General features: G+C 53.5%; 16 protein-coding genes. 9 read left to right on the top strand and 7 right to left on the bottom strand.

Features of this window, described 5'->3' with window-relative positions:
* Window positions 1-18 precede the first annotated feature (18 nt).
* The 3 genes from HY913_02645 (at window position 19) to HY913_02635 (ending at window position 3,956) form a co-directional block, all read left to right on the top strand.
* A complete protein-coding gene (locus HY913_02645; protein MBI4962152.1) occupies window positions 19-2,820 on the top strand; it encodes a hypothetical protein in 2,802 nt (933 codons plus the stop codon).
* Between the two features lie 106 nt (window positions 2,821-2,926).
* A complete protein-coding gene (locus HY913_02640) occupies window positions 2,927-3,361 on the top strand; it encodes a hypothetical protein (protein ID MBI4962151.1) in 435 nt (144 codons plus the stop codon).
* Window positions 3,362-3,671: 310 nt separating this feature from the next.
* Window positions 3,672-3,956 (top strand): hypothetical protein, encoded by a 285-nt coding sequence (locus tag HY913_02635; protein ID MBI4962150.1) that lies wholly within the window; start codon window positions 3,672-3,674, stop codon window positions 3,954-3,956.
* Window positions 3,957-4,382: 426 nt separating this feature from the next.
* Here HY913_02635 and hslU read toward each other — a convergent pair whose 3' ends face one another.
* The 4 genes from hslU to HY913_02615 form a co-directional block, all read right to left on the bottom strand.
* Window positions 4,383-5,753, bottom strand: a complete 1,371-nt coding sequence (gene hslU / locus HY913_02630; GenBank protein ID MBI4962149.1) for an ATP-dependent protease ATPase subunit HslU — start codon at window positions 5,751-5,753, stop codon at window positions 4,383-4,385.
* Between the two features lie 12 nt (window positions 5,754-5,765).
* Entirely contained in the window at window positions 5,766-6,308 is a 543-nt protein-coding gene (hslV, locus tag HY913_02625; protein ID MBI4962148.1) for an ATP-dependent protease subunit HslV, read from the bottom strand.
* Between the two features lie 151 nt (window positions 6,309-6,459).
* The gene (locus HY913_02620; protein MBI4962147.1) at window positions 6,460-7,356 is read right to left on the bottom strand and encodes a tyrosine recombinase XerC; all 897 of its coding nucleotides are present in this window, start codon (window positions 7,354-7,356) and stop codon (window positions 6,460-6,462) included.
* 197 nt (window positions 7,357-7,553) lie between these two features.
* Window positions 7,554-8,252, bottom strand: a complete 699-nt coding sequence (locus HY913_02615) for a hypothetical protein (GenBank protein MBI4962146.1) — start codon at window positions 8,250-8,252, stop codon at window positions 7,554-7,556.
* Between the two features lie 579 nt (window positions 8,253-8,831).
* Between HY913_02615 and HY913_02610 the strand changes: the two genes are divergently transcribed.
* Complete coding sequence (locus HY913_02610; GenBank protein MBI4962145.1) at window positions 8,832-9,428, top strand: PAS domain-containing protein; 597 nt, start codon at window positions 8,832-8,834, stop codon at window positions 9,426-9,428.
* Between the two features lie 66 nt (window positions 9,429-9,494).
* On the opposite strand, the gene HY913_02605 is transcribed toward HY913_02610, so the two are convergent.
* The gene (locus HY913_02605; GenBank protein ID MBI4962144.1) at window positions 9,495-10,028 is read right to left on the bottom strand and encodes a PilZ domain-containing protein; all 534 of its coding nucleotides are present in this window, start codon (window positions 10,026-10,028) and stop codon (window positions 9,495-9,497) included.
* 236 nt (window positions 10,029-10,264) lie between these two features.
* Here HY913_02605 and HY913_02600 point away from each other — a divergent pair, with 236 nt between their 5' ends.
* From HY913_02600 to HY913_02585, 4 genes are all read left to right on the top strand, one after another.
* Entirely contained in the window at window positions 10,265-11,485 is a 1,221-nt protein-coding gene (locus tag HY913_02600) for an ABC transporter substrate-binding protein (GenBank protein ID MBI4962143.1), read from the top strand.
* 362 nt (window positions 11,486-11,847) lie between these two features.
* Window positions 11,848-13,365, top strand: a complete 1,518-nt coding sequence (locus tag HY913_02595; protein ID MBI4962142.1) for an aromatic ring hydroxylase — start codon at window positions 11,848-11,850, stop codon at window positions 13,363-13,365.
* 220 nt (window positions 13,366-13,585) lie between these two features.
* A complete protein-coding gene (locus HY913_02590; GenBank protein MBI4962141.1) occupies window positions 13,586-14,779 on the top strand; it encodes an ABC transporter substrate-binding protein in 1,194 nt (397 codons plus the stop codon).
* Between the two features lie 161 nt (window positions 14,780-14,940).
* Window positions 14,941-15,498, top strand: a complete 558-nt coding sequence (locus HY913_02585) for a transposase (GenBank protein ID MBI4962140.1) — start codon at window positions 14,941-14,943, stop codon at window positions 15,496-15,498.
* Between the two features lie 315 nt (window positions 15,499-15,813).
* On the opposite strand, the gene HY913_02580 is transcribed toward HY913_02585, so the two are convergent.
* Window positions 15,814-16,548, bottom strand: coding sequence for a hypothetical protein (locus tag HY913_02580; GenBank protein MBI4962139.1), 735 nt, complete (start codon window positions 16,546-16,548; stop codon window positions 15,814-15,816).
* A gap of 1,072 nt (window positions 16,549-17,620) precedes the next feature.
* Here HY913_02580 and HY913_02575 point away from each other — a divergent pair.
* Window positions 17,621-18,124: a response regulator gene (locus tag HY913_02575; protein ID MBI4962138.1), complete on the top strand. Its 504-nt coding sequence runs from the start codon at window positions 17,621-17,623 to the stop codon at window positions 18,122-18,124.
* A gap of 427 nt (window positions 18,125-18,551) precedes the next feature.
* On the opposite strand, the gene HY913_02570 is transcribed toward HY913_02575, so the two are convergent.
* Window positions 18,552-19,739, bottom strand: a complete 1,188-nt coding sequence (locus HY913_02570) for a restriction endonuclease (protein ID MBI4962137.1) — start codon at window positions 19,737-19,739, stop codon at window positions 18,552-18,554.
* Between the last annotated feature and the right edge of the window lie 583 nt (window positions 19,740-20,322).

Genomic DNA, 20,322 nt, shown 5'->3' with positions numbered 1-20,322 from the left:
ACTTGCTCATATGAGACTGTGACTGTAAATAACTATATGATACTAGCCCTACAGGCAATGCGAGACATTCACAGCACCATGAGAATTGACATCAACATAACCAAGAGAATCGAAGGCATTCGGCAGGCATTGATCGAATCCGATTACTTTTCCTCCGCTTTCTTCACGAATAGCGAGAACGCGGCCCCATCGACCCACAAGGTCGGGACAAAAGTGGCCGAATATATGAGCGCCGGGAAAAAGGCTCAGGAACAATTGGCTAAAGCCTCGACCTTTATCCACAGGCACGTTATCAACCAGATCCTGGACATCGAACGTCACAGCCACGAGCCGGAGGTATTCGAGGAACTCCGGTCCCTGATGGAGGGTCTGCTGGTCGCGTCGGAGCCGTTCAAGGGCGAACGAGCCTTTATTCAGGTTTATGGCGAAATCCTCTCAGTTTATATTCTGACGATCTACCGGTGTGGCGCCCCCGGACGTGAAAGCCCGATCATTCAAATGATCCTGCGGAACATTTCGAGACGCAAGGCCATCGAAACAGACCAGACGAGGCTTCAAGCGTCTTTTGGTCATCTGCAGGACACCGTTACCATAGCTCTGATTTCCAAGCGATACGCCGTGTATGTTCTGGCAACTCGAGGGTTCAGAGTTCTATTTCGCAGCGAGATCGAGTTCCGCACGTTCGGCACTTCCCCGGAAGCCTTGGCTTTGCAGATAACCAACCAGCTCCTTAAGCACGGCATAAAACTCTCGGACGTTACCGACGTGGTATGCGGCGGCGGAGACCTGGGAACGGTCCCGGACGGCATCTACGTCCTCACGGAGCAGGTTCGAGACGAGTCATGGAAAAGACTCCACAACAGCTCGTTGAACCGTGGAGCCCTGGTGGGCTGGGAACTTAAAGAACTCCTCAGACGCCAGGGCGATCAGGAAAGGGTGAACGCCTCGGTTTGTAGTCCCCTGTCATTTTCCACGCTAAGAACACATGACATGTATTCCTTGTTCAGGGCCGACTCCAGGGAACTGAGGCAGAGCCTCAGAGGCTATGTGAAGGTCACTCCGCTGAAGTCCATAGCCGCCCTACTGTCCGAGATTCAGCGGATCAACCCGGAACAACTCAATCTTCTTGTGATGTCTCTGGACGAGCTTTTCGCGTCGGTGGTCAGGAAGACAGGACCACAGATCATCAGAGAATTGGCCGCTCAGGACGCAAACCGGTCTCTAATCGAATTTGATTTCGGTAAGATAGTGGATTCCCTCAAGCAGGAGAATTTCACCATACCACCGAGTTTCCGTCTGGCCTCGCGCGAAATTGGCACCGGCGTGAAAGAAATCTGCGAACTACTGATGATTGTGCATTCCGGCAAGATCTCTTCCCACCTGTCCAACGCCATGATGACCGTAGTAGACACGTACGCCAAGCAGGTGGCAATGATCCTGGAAATGGCTTCCGCGGGCAAGCCGGCCGAGCGGCCCCATTTTATAGTGATTACCAGCATGATGGCCCTTGATCCGTATTTTCAGGAGCTGTTCCTCAAGATTCGGGAAATGATAGATAACCCGTTCACGCCCATGATGTGCCTCGATTCCCTGGAACACGAATATTTGATCGCGAACCACCTGTTCGAGATGTACGTCAACCCTGCACAAGGAGACAGGCGGCTTCACTACACAGTAGAGACTCGCAGCATGAAACATGCGATCCAGGTCCTGGGCTCGACGGTTGCCGGCCTGGAGCAATTCTCGTTTTCCACTCTGCTGGATGAAGTTAAGGACTCAATAGCTAGCGGAAGGTTCAGCCCTGTCAATCTTGTCCTCGTGGGCGCTGACAACGAAGACGCGCTTGTAGCGGTATCAAACGCCAAGGACTACGGCCTGCTGGACAAAGTCGCACTAATTGGGGACCCACGCGAGATCGCTGAAGCAGTGGACCGTTCCAAGGTCGCTCTTTCCCCGAACCTGAATGCCTCCGTGCAAATCATACCTATCGATCCGCTTGCCGTGGATTACGAGAGCAAAAAGCGCTCCATGGCGGATGTGTTTCGGAAATTCCTCCAAGAGAATTCCGACCATATAGTGATGAAGGGGAGCTTGGACACCGCGGGCATATTACGCGAAGCCTTGTCTATCTATAAATCCGATCCGGCCGATTCGGCCTCCGGCAAGGCCCCGGTAAGAAGGCTCGCATCCCATACCGCTCTGTTCGTGCTCCCGGACGGACGTTTTTTAGCCCTGTCGGACGCCGCTGTGAATCCGGGATTCAGGAACGCGGATGCCTTGCTCCATGCGATCGAAAACCAGATAGACGTGGTCAGAAAAGTCGTGGATGCAAGGCAGGTGCTGAAAGTGGCCATAATAACAGCTGTGGAGAAAGAGACAGCGGCCATTCCCTCGACTTTACTCGCCGCCCAGACGGAACAGAGGTCCGGCGATCTGGAAGGTCGATACGGCCCCCTCATCGTTGAAGGGCCGCTATCCTTTGACCTGGCGACGGTCCCCGAAGTCGCGGAAGAAAAGCACTATTCCGGCCGAATTATGGGCGACGCGAACTGCCTTGTGGGAACGGACATCAACACCGCGAATGTGCTGTACAAGATGCTCTCCAAGACCATGGGGAGCTTAGGGCTCATGGTGGACAACGGCGGGATAATCACCGCGGGCCCGGGCACGGTTCCCATTGTCCTGACATCAAGAGGCGATACGGCCCAGACCAAGTTCAACTCAATTCTCCTGGCCCTGGCCTATGCGTCGCGGAGTCAGGCGGAGAACCGCCAGGCTGTGCACGACCAGGACCCGTCGCTCGACGAAGGAAAGTTGTAGTGGATGTAGCAACACCTTGTGGCCTGGTTCGTACAGTGCTCGACACGCAGTGCTTGAGCGAAGTTCGCAGCGCAAAGCGATTACATCTGTTTATCAGGAGGGCTAAATGGACGACAAAAGGAAACAGGTCTTGGACAGGTACGCGGAACGGGTCGGGTACGGACCGGCGGATTTGAATCATTTCGAGAAGGATGACCCGCGTGCGAGGCATATCGAACGGCTTTCGCAGGCCGCGGCCAACTACTCGATCCTGGCGGAAGTCGTGGGATCGAGCCACTGCAATTCGGGTCACAGACAAGGGGATAGATTCGTCTTGGATGTGGACGGCAATTTCATCAACAAACTCTGTCCCAAAAGGATGTGCATTTACCTCATATCGCAACTGGTGGTCCCTGTGGCCCTGATTAACGAACGCCTCAGCGAAGGCCTTGATCCCAATCAGTTCCACTTCATGCGTAACGTGCGATGCCCCGACTCCGGGGTGGAATGCTCCGGGTACGGACAGGTGACGATGAAGGTAAGCGTCGTGCCCAGACCATGACGCGAACCTGATCCGTTGAGGGTACAAGTGGGCTCGCCTTGGCCGCGGTAGTGGGCTTGGACATTGAAGGATTGAGGTACAACGAAGATTCCTCTGATGCCGTAAGGCGTTGAGTGGTCACGGATGAGCCTGGCGGCACATCCGTGGCACCAAGAAGGGAACTCGAATGCGCACTGAGATATGGGGGGTTAATATTTTTTGTGAATTGAGGTGTTTTCGGTTGACTTATTTTTTCGGCAAGCCATAATAAGAAGTTAAACACCGACGGCGGGGCGTCCTGCCCCGGCTGACTATCCCACGGAGGAATACAATGCAGTGCATAACCTTGAAACAGGGCGTAGAGTGCGCATTCATGACAAATAAAGGGTGCAATTTCAACGGCGGCCGTTGCCATGCGGTCGTCGACCAGTGCGAGGGTTGTTCCCGCACCTTGACCGCGACAGAAGGTATCTTCTGCACGGTCGCCCCAGCACCCGCCACAAAGTGGGCACGCGGAAAATGCAATTTCGCCACCCACCTGGAACGCAAAGTCGTCGAACAGAACCTAAAAATCAATCCGCTCAAGGCGTCAAAGCGAGCAGCTTCCGGCAAGTGACAAGGGCCGTCAACGGCAAGCTACGTTTTTTTGCCCGTAAGCATACCAATTGACCCTGAACCGGCAAGCCGCGTCGACCTCGCGGCCCAACGGAATTAGTCCGCCCACTCGCCAACGGAATTGCTGTGCGGTCGGAATATTCAGGGCAAACTTACTCTCTATAAGGATTCTCCAAAGGTTTCCCGAATGGGGTCGCACTGCCGGACAAGCCAGTCCCGCGTTGGCCGGACACCCGGAAGTGAACCCGTGATTTCTGGCGGCTATTGCAGTGATCCCATTTCCCGTGCCGGCTTCACAAGAGCTCTATATTAATGGCCTGTAGGCTTACGCAGCAGCGGAAGCCTACAGGCCATTATGATATAGAAGTTTTTGGAGAGGGGTGCGGGGAGGAACCTTTTTACAAAAAGGTTCTCCCTGCCATCTTTCTCACAGTATGTAGCGGCTCAAGTCTTGGCTTTTGACTATGTCTTGGAGCTTTTCCCGAACCATTTGCGCTGTCACGGTAACGCTGACACCATTCATGTCCGGGGCTTCGAACGACACTTCCTCAAGCAGCTTTTCCATTATGGTGTGCAGACGTCTGGCGCCGATGTTTTCCGCGCGGTCGTTTACCTCCTCGGCTAAGCTGGCTATCTCCTGGACCGCGTCCTCCTGAAAGTCCAAGGCGACTCCTTCGGTCTTGAGGAGTTCCTGATACTGCCTTACAAGAGCGTTCTTCGGTTCGGTGAGAATGCGAACGAAGTCTTCTCGTGTCAGAGCGGACAGTTCCGCGCGCAGGGGAAATCGACCCTGAATTTCCGGGATCAAGTCCGACGGCTTGGAAACGTGGAACGCACCGGCTGCTATGAAAAGTATATGATCCGTCCGCACCACCCCATGTTTTGTGTTCACGGTGGAGCCCTCTATTATGGGCAACAGGTCCCGCTGGACACCCTCACGGGAGATGTCCGGCCCGTGCATGGACGAGTGTGATCCCGCAACCTTATCCAACTCGTCGATGAACACGATCCCGGTTTGCTCCACCCTCTCCTTGGCCATTTTGGTAACTTTTTCCGTGTCGATAAGCCTGCTCAGCTCCTCCTGGACCAGCATCTGGAGCGCTTCGGGCACTTTCACTCTCCGGCGCTTGGTCTTCGACGGGAATATGTTGGAGAACATGTCCTTGAGATTAATATCCATCTCCTCCATGCCCGCAGGTGAAAAAACCTCGACAACCGGGATAGCGCTGGTCTGAGTTTCGATCTCCACTTCTCGGTCGTTGAGCCTGCCGTTTCGGATCATCTTTCTGAATTTCTCGCGGGTGCGTTGGGCAACCTCCAGGTCTTCGCTTTGCTCCTGTTGGGCCGGAGCCAATTGAGCCCTTCGAGGTTTTCGGACGGACCTTACGGGCAGGAGTATGTCGAGCAGCCTGTCCTCGGCCAGTTCTTCGGCTTTGGGGCGGAGCATTTCATACTCTTCCTCTTTGACCAGGGTAATCCCTATTTCCACCAGGTCCCTGATCATGGATTCGACATCTCGCCCCACATAACCGACCTCTGTAAATTTGGAAGCCTCAACCTTTAGGAAGGGTGACTGCGCCAGTTTTGCCAACCTGCGAGCAATCTCGGTCTTGCCGACACCGGTGGGTCCAATCATGATTATGTTTTTGGGTGCTATTTCTTCGCGCAGCTCTTCCGGGACCTGTGTGCGTCGCCAGCGGTTCCGGAGGGCTATCGCCACCATCCTTTTGGCCGTATGCTGTCCTATGATGTATTTGTCCAGTTCGGCAACTATGTTTCGAGGCGTGAAAGTATCCATTTTTCCTCTTGTCTAAAGTTCTTCCATCACTATTTTTTCATTTGTATATACGCATATTTCCGCGGCAATGGCCATGGCCACACGCGCTATCTCAACCGGCGGAAGGTCCGTGTGCTGGACCAGCGCCCGAGCAGCGGCCAGCGCGAAATTTCCGCCGGAACCGATGGCTATGATCCCGTCGTCCGGCTCTACCACGTCTCCGGTGCCGGACAAGAGCAGGGTCTTCTCTGCATCGGCCACAATGAGCAGCGCCTCCAGGCGTCTCAGCATCCGGTCCGTTCGCCACTCTTTAGCGAGTTCCACCGCTGCCCGCGTAAGGTTATTGGCGTATTTTTCGAGCATCTGTTCGAATTTTTCCAACAGCGTCAAAGCATCGGCAGTGGAGCCGGCAAATCCCGCAAGGACACCGTCGCCTTTCCCCAGACGACGCACTTTCCGCGCGGAGTGTTTTACCACGGTTTCGCCGAGAGATACTTGCCCATCGCCGGCCATCACAACCGTGTTTCCGCGACGGACGCACAAGATGGTCGTGCCGCGAATTTGCTGTTTGCTCATTATGTATTGTCCTCAACCGCTGGATGAGAGTTTCAGGCTTCCCCCGGGTACCGGGACGCCTTTTGAAAATCTAGGTTAGACGGTCACCATCTGCACAAGCAGGGCATCCCGAGTCCGGGCTGCCTTTTCTCCCATAACCCGAAGTTTGTCTTTATTTCTCTTTCTTCACTGAACCGCTGCGGGGGTGCGCTTTGTCGTAAACCTCCATCAACCGTCCCAGATCCACTTTTGTGTAACGCTGCGTGGTGGACAGACTCGCGTGGCCCATTAATTCCTGGATTGAACGCAAATCCGCGCCGGCATTAAGCAGATGTGTAGCAAACGAATGGCGAAAAGTATGCGGTGAAGCATCTCTTGCCAGACATGCCGAGTTCAGGGACACCTTGAGTATACGTCTAATGCTACGTGAAGACAACGGTCCTCCGCGGGAATTAAGAAACAAAGCGCGATCGGTGGTAAGAATACAGCTTTTTTTCTCCAACACCGCGCGACACGGTAAGTAATCCTGGACAGCAGCCACGGCACGAGATCCCACCGGCACGTATCGCTCTTTGTTCCCCTTTCCTATTACGCGAACCCATCCGTTGCTTAAATCCAAATCTTGGACCCTCAGCGACGTCAGTTCTCCGACGCGCAGACCGGAGGAATAAAGAAGCTCAAATATGGCAAGGTCCCGCTTCGCCATGTCAGAATTGCGGGAGAAAAAACGATCGACATCATCGACGCTCAAGGCCTTGGGCAAGGGTTTTTCGCGCTTCGGCGCGCGGATGCCGACCGCGGGGTTCTTGGGCACGATACCTTCTCGCACGAGAAATCGGAAGAACGTCCTCACTCCGGCGAGCTTCCGTCCAAGGCTGACCTTCTTGATCTTGCCGAAGCGAGCTGCCAGGAATCCTCTGATGTGAAAAGTGTCGATACTTTCCACATGTGAAAGTTCCCGGCCATGACAGGAAGCCAGATAGGCCTTGAAATCCTCGAGATCGGCCGTGTAAGCGCGAACGGTTTCCTTGGAGCGGAGTTTCTCAGTTTCCAGATGCCGAATGAACAGCGTCGTTGCTTCAACAAAGTTCACGATTCACTCCTTAGCTATGAACCGCTTCTCAATCCGCCTACGACCGGGCTCAAAGCTATCCAAATAAATACCATAAATAATAGCATATTAGTACAATTATATGATGTAAAGATTGATTTTGTCATGCGGCGAACCGAGGTGATCTATGACTGACACCGCCCCTGTAGCACTTTCTAGCCCCTCAACGTGACCAGATCTATCAATTTTCTCAACTCCCGCAGGTCCTTATCGGAAATCCCGGTGATTTCGAATCCGCCTCCACACGGATCATCCGGCCCGTCTGGCTTGAACCACTTGCAGCGGGCCTGGAATTCGAAAGGGGCTATTTCGCCGAACAAATCACCGAGGACGACAAACTTCTGCGTGGAATCGACTGCGGATTCGATCCCTTCCAGTCCCACTCCCTGTTCGGTGACGTCCCGGAGTCGGCCCTGAATTTCCGGATGGCCGTCTTCGTACACCGCGACGTCGAAATCAAGGTAATACCGCTGGAGTCCGCGTATGATATCTTCCACAACCGTAGCCTGTAATGACGAGGCGTTAAGGTGGTGCTGTTCAATGGCCCTGGCATCCAAGAGCTTCTTGCACACGTATTCCAGCATCTTTGGCGAGAGATGGTATTTTGCCATGAGGTCGTCTTTGCTCATCCCCGACTGAATGTCGCCTACCATCGCCTTTGCGTTGATTGTTCGCTTGGATCGAGGAGAACCAGGTCCATTCTCTCTCCTCAGAAGCCCTGCTTCGACCAATTTCTGGATGACCTCCTCCAGCTCCAAGGAGGACAGTCGGTATTTTTCCATTATCGCGCTGTCCTCCATGCCCAATCGGACGTCATTGAGGATTTCGCGTATCATTTCGTCTTGGTGAGGCATCTGGAAACCTTCCTGTGCATGAATTGGGGGATTATATCATTTCTTCACATCAAAGGCGGAGGTGTCCGCGAAATAACCAACAACGTTGACGGTGCCTATTTGGACTTTAGTCCGGGGGTCGATGAGGTGAAACGGTCTTCTGCAAACTCTTCGCGCAGGTGAATAGTCGCTTGTTCCGTCAAATAATGGTTGCCATAAAGGCGGCCAGTCTGATACCCTTACAGCGTTCAATTCATCGCCTCGTCGTATCACCTCCAAGATCGATGAGTGCAAGCCCACCGGTCTTGCCGGGGGCTTTTCTTTTTTGGGGGTCGGGAGGTCGCACCGCAGCGACGGCGTACGTGCCTGAGCAAGGCATTATGCGATGTCTCGAGACCTTTTCCCCGGCTCTCTGCGAACCGTGCAGTGAACTGAGCTTCCGCAACCTCCCCGCGTAACTTAACGGACACCATAAGGCCCGCCAACTGCTTGACAGGTGACCTGCTGTATGGTCTGATTCTACTGAATTTCACTCAAGGAACGGATCCGGACTAGCCATCGAGCCTAAAATCCTTTCCGGGAGCAAGGAGTGGGACTTCAATGGTGCACGGCGCTTTGGAAATCGGCGATTTTGTCAAGAGTGTCTTGGACGCGATGCCCTCGCCTATATTCATCGTTGACGACGATCTCAGGATAATGGCAGCGAACGAGTCAGCCGCCCGGATGTTGTCCGATGACCCGGCACTGGTGATTCGTACCCGAGCAGGCGAGGTCCTGGGTTGCGTCCACTCCACGGATTCTATTGAAGGTTGTGGCAGAGCGGAAAAGTGCCGGGAGTGCATAGTCAGGAATTCGGTGCACCTCTCTCTGAACGGTCGCCAAGTGATTCGGAACAGGGCTACTATGGAACGGGTGACAGCCGACGGCGTGTCAATCATTCATCTCCTGGTCACAGCAGCGCCTTTGGACTATCAAGGTGAAAAACTCGTGGTACTTGTGCTTGAAGATATTAGTGAACTAACGGAACTCAGGGCGATTCTCCCCATCTGCTCAAACTGCAAAAAAATCCGAAATGAAGATGAGTATTGGGAGAATGTGGAGAACTACTTGAAGGAGCATCTGGACGTGGATCTCAGCCACGGGCTCTGTCCCGATTGTGCTCGGAAATTGTACACGGATTTGTTCAAACCCAGATAGCCTGGGCAGACTGTTGGGTCAGCCACATGACCCGGTTTGATCACACACCTGCGGCATCGTCGAAATTCACCCGAGTGTCAGAAATCGAATCAATTCTCGTAGGCGCTTCAAGTCTTCCTTTGATATCTTGGTTATCTGAAAGCCGCCGGCCCATTCTTCGGGTGTCTTTCCGGCCTCGGCCCACATGCATTCAGCTTCGAACCAAATATGGTCTGCATCGAGAAATCCCCGACACGGGATCACCAGCCCTTTGACCTCGCCGATCCTGGATTCAAGGCCGATGATCCCGAGGCCTCGTTCCGTAATGTCGCGCAGTTTCCCTTTTTTTTGCGGCTTTTCAGATTCATAGATGGGGACCGCAACCGTCAACAAATGTCTCGGGCACGACCGCACGTCATCAATGATTACCGTGTCGCTTCCGGAACGACATTGGCCATAGACTTCTTCCACCGTCATGATCCTGCTGTTGACCAGCTTCTCGAAAGCGCTTGCCAGTCCCTTTGCCGAAAGACCGTATTTTTCCATTAGTTCCGCGTCCGTCATGCCGCCGCGAATGTCAATGACAATGTCTCTGGCTTGAATAGTTTTCTTGGGTGACATTGAGCTTATATTCCGATGACAACTTGATTTCGGCGGGACTTGAGCCCTGTTTCACATTTTAGCTTATTTCCGGCAGCATACCAATAGAGTCGCGCAGGCTGTCCTTGGGAAAGGGACGATAGTAAAGATTTCCATTGACCGAAGCAGAATGGAGGAGTTACGTTTGGAAAACCGGGACACAATTGGGTTATTTAACTACAACTGTTTTGCACAATCATTCTTGCAGGGGGTCGCCGATGAAGAGACTGTTTCTTGTTTCTTTGAGTTTGTGCCTTGCGGTAACTCTTCTCAGTCCAGCTCAGGGGGACGACAAACCGATCAAACTGGGAGCGATGTTCATAAGCTCCGGTCCGCTCGGAGGTTATGGCATTAATGCCCAGCGCGCCATAGATATGGCTGCAGAAGAGATCAATGGGACAGGTGGAGTTCTGGGTAGGAAGCTTGTGGCATTATTCGGAGACACTAGATTGAAACCGGAGGTTGCGGGGGAACTCGCTGAGAAATTCATCGGCGAGGAGAAAGTGGACTTTCTTATGGGACCGACCTCCAGCGCCGTAGCGCTGTCTCTGTCAGAAATTGCCCGAAAGCACAAGAAGATCCTCATTGTGACGCAAGCCGCCACCGACACCGTGACGGGAGCCAAGTTCAATCCTTACCTTTTTAGTACCCTAAGCAACGTAATGATGCATTCCCGCGCAGGCGCGTATTACATGGCTTCAAAACCCTTCAAGAAGTGGATGTGCATCGGACCCGACTACAACTATGGCCACGAATCCTGGCGTCTGTTCAGGGAAAAACTCCAGGAGCTAAAACCTGAGGTAGAAATCGTGGGCGAGACGTTTCCAAAGCTGATGGCCAAGGATTACTCCGCGCACATAGAACAGATCATCAAAGCAAAGCCGGATGCCGTCTGGTGCCCCTTGTGGGGTCAAGACGCGGTGGACTTCATCAAGCAGGCCAAGCAAGCCAAGCTGTTCGAGGGGATCAAGTTCGCCTTTCCTGTGGGGGCAGCTCTGGAGACGCTAGTCCCGCTTGGCAAAGAGACCCCGGCCGGACTGTTCATGGCGTCACGGTATTTTTTCACAACTCCCGACTCTGAGGAGAACCGGGCATTCGTAAAGAAATACCACGAGAAATATAAAGAGTACCCTGACTACATGGCTGAAGAGACTTACGCAGGAGTGTACTTTATTAAGGCAGCCGTGGAGCGTGCGGGGACCACGGATCCTGAGGCGATAATCAAGGCAGTTGAAACAGAGCCCCTCGCCTGGCTGACCCCGGAGGGCTGGAAGATCATGCGGCCACATGACCATCAGGTGGTAGAAGACGTTGTGTGGGGTGAAACCATGTTCAATGAAAAGTACGGCTTCGCTGTGCTCACGAATATCCAGTCCATACAGGGCGAACAGATATGCCGCACCCCTGAAGAACTCAAGAAGGTGAACAGAAATCCGTGACCGACCGACATGTGCCACCCAACGCGACCGCGGGGGGGACCGGCGACACGCCGGTCCCGCCGAGAAGATCATATTGGTCATCAATGAGAAAAACTTAGAAGCGGTTTCAAAACCTCGCAGCGAAAAGGATACCTCGGACTTGCCTACAGCACACCATTGTCGCGTTTGGTGACAATGGCGCAAAGTCATGGGAGTTTTTGGGGAGGGGTCCTGGGCCACTCGGCGTGGGGCCACATCTACCTTCGATCAACTCCTCAATCTGTGGAGGCCTCAGCGGCACAAAGGCGGGTTATCGCCCTGCGCGCAGCAGTTTTTGCAAAAAGGGCCTCCCCCGGAAGCTCGTCCTTACACGGAGGCAGCCAATGCTCATTTCATCGGAAGAGTGGGTACAAAGACAGCTCAGGCTGAAAAAGAACATCTACATGGGAGGCGAGCTGGTCGGCAGGGATCATCCTCTCATCGTGCCGGGAAGAAACGTCATAGCCATGACGTACGACATGGCTATGAATCCCAAGTACAAGGGTATTTGCACAGCAACTTCCCACCTGGACGGCAGTGAAATCAACCGCTGGTGCAATCTGCACTTGACCGTTGAGGATCTGCTCACAAAACAGAAATCCACCAGGTGCGGCATTCACAACTGCGGGTTCTGCATGCAACGATGCATGGGCAACGACGGACTCAATGCGCTTTGCATAGTCACTAAAGAGCTGGACGAAAAATATAACTCCGATTACCACCAAAGGTATCAGGAGTATCTCAGGTACTTTCAAAAGAACGATATCACCTCGGCCCTCGCTCAGACCGACCCTAAAGGCGACCGCACAAAGAGGCCAGCGGATCAGGACGATCCGGACATGTACCTCAGGGTCGTGGAGAAAAACAAGGACGGGATAGTGGTGAAGGGCGCAAAGCTTCATATCACCATGGGCGTCTATTCGGACGAAGTTATTGTGCTCCCCACGAGAACGATGAGAGAAGAAGAAAAGGACTACGCTGTCGCATTCGCTGTCCCGGCCGATATTGACGGCCTCTATTTCCTCAACCGAGCTTCCGCTCCGAGGTCCCGAAAACGCTTCACCGCTCCCATGACGCAATACGGCAGCTCCGACGCTCTCACCGTTTTCGATAATGTGTTCGTGCCCTGGGAGCGAGTCTTCATGTGCGGAGAGTATGCCGAGGCAGGCCGTCTGGCGCTCCTTTTCGCCAACTATCACAGGCATGCGTACTGCGGGTGCAAACCTGGAGTGACGGACGTAATCATGGGATTCACCGAGCTTGTCGCGGAGTACAGCGGAATCGAAAAAGCCCAGCACGTGAGGCACGAGCTTGCAGACCTAATCGCTGTCGCGGAGTTGATTTATGCCGCTGGGATAGCAAGCTCGGTCAATGCCACGAAGTCATCGTCCGGTGTGATGATTCCCGATCCGATTTATTCCAACGTCGGGAGAAGACTCGCGGGTGAAAATATTTATCACGAACACAATGTCCTTGTTGCCATTGCTGGCGGCCTCCCGGCCACCCTTCCCTTTGAAGACGAATTCATCAACGAGGAGACCGCGCCCTTTCTCAGGAAATACCTGAGCAGAAAGAAGGGGATTTCTTCGGAAGACATTCATCGCTGCTTCAGGAGCATTAGTGACCTGACGTGCTCGGGGTTCGGCGCGGTCTGGCAGATCGGAGGCGTCCACGGAGGAGGCTCGCCTATCATGGAAACCATCGCGATATTGTCAAACTACAACCTGAAGGAGAAGGCGGAAATTGCCAAATATCTGGCAGGCATAGAGCGATCGGGAGAGGATGGGTCGGAGATCTTCAACGGCGAAAAGAAAAACCTGGAAAGATTCAAGGAACACCTACGGATTTATCGAGATGTGTAGGGACGCTTGACACACAGACAAGAAGGTCATTCACCGCAGAGGACGCTGAGGGCGCAGAGAAGAGATATTTTTGCACGCGTGCGTGCGAAAATATACTCCGCGATCTCTGCGATCTCTGCGGTGAAACAATATTCCGGCACACCGCCGCACAATTCAGGATGTAACCTCTCCGTCGATAGGAGACCAAACAAAGGTATTCTAGAGGAAGGGGGATAAAAAGATGCGTTTGCAAATGAAGTTCTTCGTGGTTGGGATGATCTGCCTGGCCTTCACCTGTCCGGCATTTGCTGCGGATGTCCCGGGAGTGACCGACAAAGAGGTTGTGCTGGGCGTGACAACTCCCTTGTCAGGACCTGCGGCGCTCTGGGGAGTAACCGGTCTGGGGATGAAAGCGTGGGCGGACCACGTCAACGACCAGGGAGGGGTCCATGGCCGCAAAATCAAGCTGATCATCAAGGATGACGCCTACAACCCCACGCGAGGTCTGGCCAATCTCCAGGAGATGAAGGGGCAGGTCTTCGCGTTCTGCGGAGTGCTCGGCACAGCCGCGTGTCATGCGGCCAAGGACTTCTTCGCTGACAACAAGATTCCTTTGGTCACAGCGTACGCCAACGTCCGGATTTGGCCGGAACTGCCCGCGGAAAAGAGGAAGTACATTTTCATCTCATACCCGGACTACCGGGAAGAGGCCGTGCACCTTACCAAGTACGCGGTGGAAAAGCTGGGAACCAAGAAGATTGCCCTGTTCTATCAGAACGACGACTATGGCAAGAATGCTATGCAGGGCCTCAATGATGCCCTTGCCGCAATGCCCGGCAAGGCGGAAGTCGTCACCACCGTCCCGTTTGAGATGGGCGAAAGGGCCCTGGCGGTACACGCGATGAAGCTCAAGGAATCAGGTGCAGACACCCTGGTGATCTATCCCACGCCCACCCATGGAGCGCTCATACTCAAAGAGATCGCCAAGATCGATTACCGGCCGAAGATCCTGTTCTCGTTCCCTCTGGGTGATCCGATCATGTACACTTTCGCGGGTGATGTTTGGGAAGGGAGCTATATTTCGCTTCCGGGTAACGTGAGCATGCCGGGGGTGGAGCCCGAAGCTGACAAGGTGGCTGAAATCCTCGTGAAATACGATCCGAAGATCAAAGGCAAGGAATACCTGGGCCTTTTTGGGGCCACTTCCATGATGCAGCTCGTGGAAGGTCTGAAAAACGCGGGCCGAGATCTCACCGTGGAAGGTTTTATCAAGGGCATGGAGAAGATCAAGGATTTCACACCCGAAGGTGGAGGCGCTCCGATAACATACGGTCCTGAACGCCGCCACGGCCAGAACGCCGTCAGGATAGGCAGAGCGGAAAAGGGCAAGCACGTGCCCCTGGAGAAGTTCGTACTATTCAAGCCGCTGTTCTAGCCTGGGCGCGGCGCTTGTTTTCTTGAAGATTCAAGTACGGCGCGGTTCGCGGAGGCTGTCTCAGAACCTTGAGGTGCGGGAGACCGGTGTACGGCGCGGTTCGCGAACCGCGCCGTACCAGGTGCGACGACGGCCCCACGAACTGTCCAAAGCGACCGCAAATGAAATATGATTCGGAAAGGCACAATCGGCGCTCGATTCGCTTGATGGATTACGACTATTCGCAATCCGGTGCCTATTTTGTCACGATTTGCACGACGGACCGGGCCTCCGTTTTGGGCGAAATATCGGACGGGCAGGTTTCATTGAATGAATTGGGAGAGATCGTTGCTGAAACATGGCAATGGCTCGAACGACATTATGAATACCTGGAATTGGATGAATGGTTGGTGATGCCTAACCACCTGCACGCCATTGTCGTGATCGGAGACAGCCTGTGTAGGGGCGCTTCGGGAAGCGCCCTGATTCCGGGCGGTTCACGAACCGCCCCTACAGCGGCCCGGCGCAAACCTCTGGGCCGTTTGATCGGGTCATTCAAGACAGTTTCCACGAAGCAGATAAATGAAATCCGGAAAAGCCCTGGTATGGGCCTCTGGCAGCGCAACTACTACGAGCACGTCATCCGCAGCGAGAAATCGCTGAACGCTATCCGAGAATATATCGAGGCAAATCCATTCCACTGGCAAGACGACCCGGAGAACCCGGATGGTGTCGGGTAACAGAGGTGCAGGCCCCGGATCATAATTGGTGTGGGCCATTCGCGGAGGCTGTCTCAGAACCATGAGGTACAGGAGGCCACTGTAGGGGCGCTTCGAGAAGCGCCCTGATTTCCGGCAGTTCACAAACGGCTGCGGCTGCGGTGTGCAGCGGGCGGTTCACAAACGGCTACGTATGCGGCACGCAAGGGGCGGTTCGCGAACCGCCCCTACGAAAGACCCAATCCTCCGCAAACAGAAAATTATCGGAGAGGTCGCGTGCCCCATTGGGGGCTAATTCGGAGGACATCTCACTTAATTCCCGGATCGTAACTCTAATTATGCATGGTGTTGCCGGATTTCGTTGTTTAACTGTTCAGGTGCGAATCGTTCCCTAAGTCCAAGCCAAACGCGACCAGCAACATTGTAAAGTGTGTTCAGTGAGGTATTTACATAGTCATTATCAATCGGGCGCTCTTGACCCACTTCATAACATCTGAATCCTCTTGCGTTGTAATAGCGCTGACTCACTATGCCCATGTTGTGCACCAGGAGGTTTCTTGTGGCATGGATTTCGTATAATTGATCCTCTTTGGAAGGCTCTGGCGGCTCAGTCTCAGGGAAGTGCAGTTGAATATTGAACGGCATCTTTGTGATTAACTCGAATCTCTTGTGGAAAGTATCCACCTTGGAAATTTGACACTCAACCGGATCTATCGCTGACTTACAATTATTTTTGATGGAATCGGGCTGGTAGCGCAGCACCGCACGAATGCTGTCTACTAGAAAGAATTCAAAACAAGAGACGCAGATTATGAGAGTTGAGCGCCACAGGAGAGGCGGGAATTCTGCCACAAACATTGGCTTCGCCAGGTTAAATTTGTGTTTATGACGTTTCAAGAAATCCTCGGGGTCTGGTTTCTCCCTTAATCTCAGAGATTCTTTGTACGCTCTTTCAGCAATCTGGTCCTGATATTCCGAGTATTCGCCTTTGAAAGCGGCCAAAGTGTAATATCGTCGCAGAAAGGAACTGAAAATTACGTCCAGCGTATCGGAGAAGATTTCTTCAGTCATGTGCTACATCCGTAGTCCTTCAGTCGGGCTGAGCCACTCTAAAGGAAAATACCGAAAGGAATGGGGTCAGCTCTGCTCTTGACTCATCTTCAGCTACCGCCTAGGACATGAAGGGTCCGCTCATACAATTCTGTAGCACGTTCTGATTGGGAATTGCAGTGTTTTCCGCAAGGCCGCCGCCACTTCTAATGGTTCCGAAAATACCGTGCCTAAATCGGAATCCTTTTGCTTGTTTTCGTCGTCCAAAGGGTAGGACCATTCAATGGAGGTGCAGGCATGGCCGACATAACGGAAGAACCGAAAAAGACAGCAGACTCGGAAGCCAGAAAAGCCGAAGAGTTATATGCGCAATGCAACAGAATTGACGATCCAGTCAGGAGGGGACTTTGCAAGGTCTGTGGAACGCCCGTGGCTGGGGCAATGCCATTTTGCCAGGAACATGAACCGCCGGTGCCCTAGTCCCCAAAGGGGTATGGCTTTTCCCAGCGAAGACCCTTGAATAGTCTTTCCCTGGGAAAGGCGGTCAGGGTTGCTCTTGGCTCATCTTGAGCTGCCGAGTGCCGGTGCGGGCATACACATGGGCCAAGAGCAGCTCTGCCCCCTACCCTTTACCTCTAACTTACAGTAGTTCTCGAAGGTAATCGCGGATTCACTTGTGGTTGTTCGGCCAGACCGGATCGGCTTGTGCGACAGTGCCACGCGCCAGTCAACAGGACGCTGCTTCCGGCAAGCTGCTCCTTTGTCCAAGATTCCCCGAAGGGGAATGCCGTGGGTAGCCCTGGGTGAAACCCAGGGAAAGAGCCCCCGCAATCATGGTTCCGGCCCCGGAGGGGTCGGCCCCTCCAGGGCCGTATGAAATTAGTTGTGGGGGTTGCGTACCACGGGTTTCACCCGTGGCTACTCAAGGTAATCCCCTTTCAGGGGAAAAATTTGTGCAATACATATTTTCGCGATTACTTTTGAGAACTGCTATAACAAGTGGTACATAATCCCTGGGGAGGCCAGGGTGGATTATTATATAGAAATATAAGTTCTTCGAGGCTGAATTTGGCCTGTTAAGGAGACTGAAACGATGGATACCAAGAAGATTCTCTATGGCAAAAAGTTACTCATCGTCGATGATGAGCCCGATGTCCTGCAAGTGCTGACCGAAATGCTCGAAATGTGCAAAATCGACACTGCTACTACCTTTGAAGACGGAAAGAAGTTGCTTGAGGCCATTGACTATGACTGCGCAGTACTCGACATCATGGGTGTGAAAGGGTTCGAATTGCTGGAGATAGCAAAAAAGAGGGGCATCCCTGCCCTTATGCTTACCGCGCACGCCTTGACCGAAGAGAGCCTCGACAGATCAGCCCGAGAAGGCGCCTCCTATTTTGCGCCAAAGGAACTCATGCACCAGATAGATCTCTTCGTCGCGGACGTGCTCCAAGCGTCAGAAAGCAAGAAGAACCCGTGGGTGAGGTGGACTGAACGTTTGGGCGGTTTCTACGACAAGAGGTTCGTCGGCACAGACTGGCAGAAAAAGGAGCAAGAGTTCTGGAAAAAGTTCCTCAAGGAATACTCGGGCCTGTAATCGACGCTGTCGATTTGGCACATTGGGTAAGCTGCCAGGTCGGTCCCGTAGGTCTGTGCGGTGCTGAAGCTCGGGCAATAATCCGAGCAGAAGAAAGGCTCTTCGCGTAAGTGCGCATCTCACATTCGATACCTCTTCCGCAAAAAAGTCACCGAAAGCCTTCGTCCACCACCGCACGGAGACTGTTGTTTGAATGAAGATCAATCGCTGCATATACTTCCATCGGGCGCCTGCTTTGGTCAACGGCAAGTCGGGGATAGCACATCCCCCGACTCAGAGGCGCCTTCTTATGGTTATCAGGTCAGCTCTTGGCTCCCATTGAGCTGTAGCGTGATGGCCCGGCCATGTACATGAGCCAAGAGCAGATCTGACCCCTGCCCTCGTTTTCCCTGCCACTCCGAAGAAAGAGGTCTCTGGAATCAATTGCCTAGGCCAGCATGTTCCATTGACCCGGAAATTCACTGAATCCGAAACACGCGATGACTACAGGGTCGCTACCCGGATCGGTCATGACTTCGAAGTCTAGTGGAGGCATGAAAGCGCCCTCCAGCGGAATTGTCGACTCGATAGAGAAGCTCCCCATGAAGGGTATGCTCGACACAGTCCCCCTGCGCACAAGACCCGACGCAGCTTGGCCAGGTTCGGCACAGAAGAAGGCAAACAGGGCTCCGCAAAGCTGAAGGGGCGGCATGTAGGCATTCCCAGTCGTGGCCTGGACCGCTGTCCATTCCGGGGCAGTGCCATTATAAACCACGAATTCGCCCCAGTAACGTCGCTTGTAATGACGATGCTCAGACATCATTGAGATTTCGGCAGAAACTAGACAATGACGCGCACGCTCAGGAAGTCCTTTCTGTCTCAATTGCTGAAGCCTGCGCAGCCCGTTGAGAAGAACCACACCCGGGGCCCTATCCGTTCCACGGCGAAGAATCGATTGCCATACCGCCATAAACTCTTCGGACAGCGGTTCGTCCGCCAGAAGGGATCGAAGATCGTGTAGTGTTTGTCCATGTTTGAGCACTAAGCCGAGTAGCGAGTTATCGGAGTCATTGTCGAAAGAAAATGAGTCACCTCGATCGTTGCGAGCCGCGAGCCATTCACTGGCGAGTGATCTAATCTCCGCAGGTGACGGGCTGAGAATATGAGCAAAACGTGCATAGCTAGCGGGTAGATACTCGGCAAACACTCCGTGACACTCTTCGCGCATCAGGAACTGTCGAAGGTGTCCACTATCCCAATAGTCGAAATCGTGTCTGGGATCATTTATTCTTGCCGCTTCAATGAGATCAACCGCGTTGCGAGTCAAATGCGTTGAAGTGACCAAAAGCCAGCCATCGCAGTTATGCCTCGCCGGCATGAGGTCAAAATGGTCAATTTCAGTCGGCGACACGGCTCGTCCACCTGCCGCGTAGTGCTTGCCCTGAACTACAAACCGCAGGCTGCGGCTTCGTCCTGTTGCCGTTGATTCATTCTGGGTAGCAATTATGTCCCGCCCACCATCCGGCCCTACGCCAGCGCCCGTATCAATGGTCCAGCCCAGCGCGCGGAGAAGGGCCTGGACAAACTGTTCAAAACGTATACCCTGCCTTGCGTCAATCTCGGTGAAATCTATCATTAGATCGCTCCAACAACTTGGCCGACGCTTTGGGATTGTTTATGGGCCTACTTTAACATGAATTCTTCTTTTTGGGGAAACTAGCGAATCGCCTCCCGGAGTCACATGGTTTGCCGGCGGGCACAGTCTCTGGAATGATTTCGGGCATAGCGCAACCCTCTCGGTTTTGGGAACCAGAGCGAAAGGGGAAAGACGGCCGATAGAAGAATTGGTGGGTTGTAAGGTCTATCAATAACTTGGAATGTCAGACTTTGGCGAGCATTTCTTCAAAAGGCGGCGAATTCAGGGGACACCTTACTCAATTTGCCGATCGTAACTCTCATTAGGTAATGTGTCCCCGATTTCGGAGCATCCGCCAAGCCCTCCGCAGTGGCAAGTCCGCCGGATGATCCAGGAGGACCAAGGGGTCACCCATTAAAAGGCCCTCTGTCAAGGGAAAAAACTCTCCTGTTGCAAGGAAAGGATCGTTTCCTTGCTGAGGGTACGGCCGTGTTGCGTACAGCCTCCGTCAGTGCCTGCTCTTCACCTTTGCCGGTATTTCTCTCGGGTGGTGTCGGTAGATGTCCTCACCGCACCAGTCACC

This window comes from Desulfomonile tiedjei (assembly GCA_016212925.1).
Lineage (GTDB): Bacteria > Desulfobacterota > Desulfomonilia > Desulfomonilales > Desulfomonilaceae > JACRDF01.
This window is presented reverse-complemented; position numbering and strand designations above follow the sequence as displayed.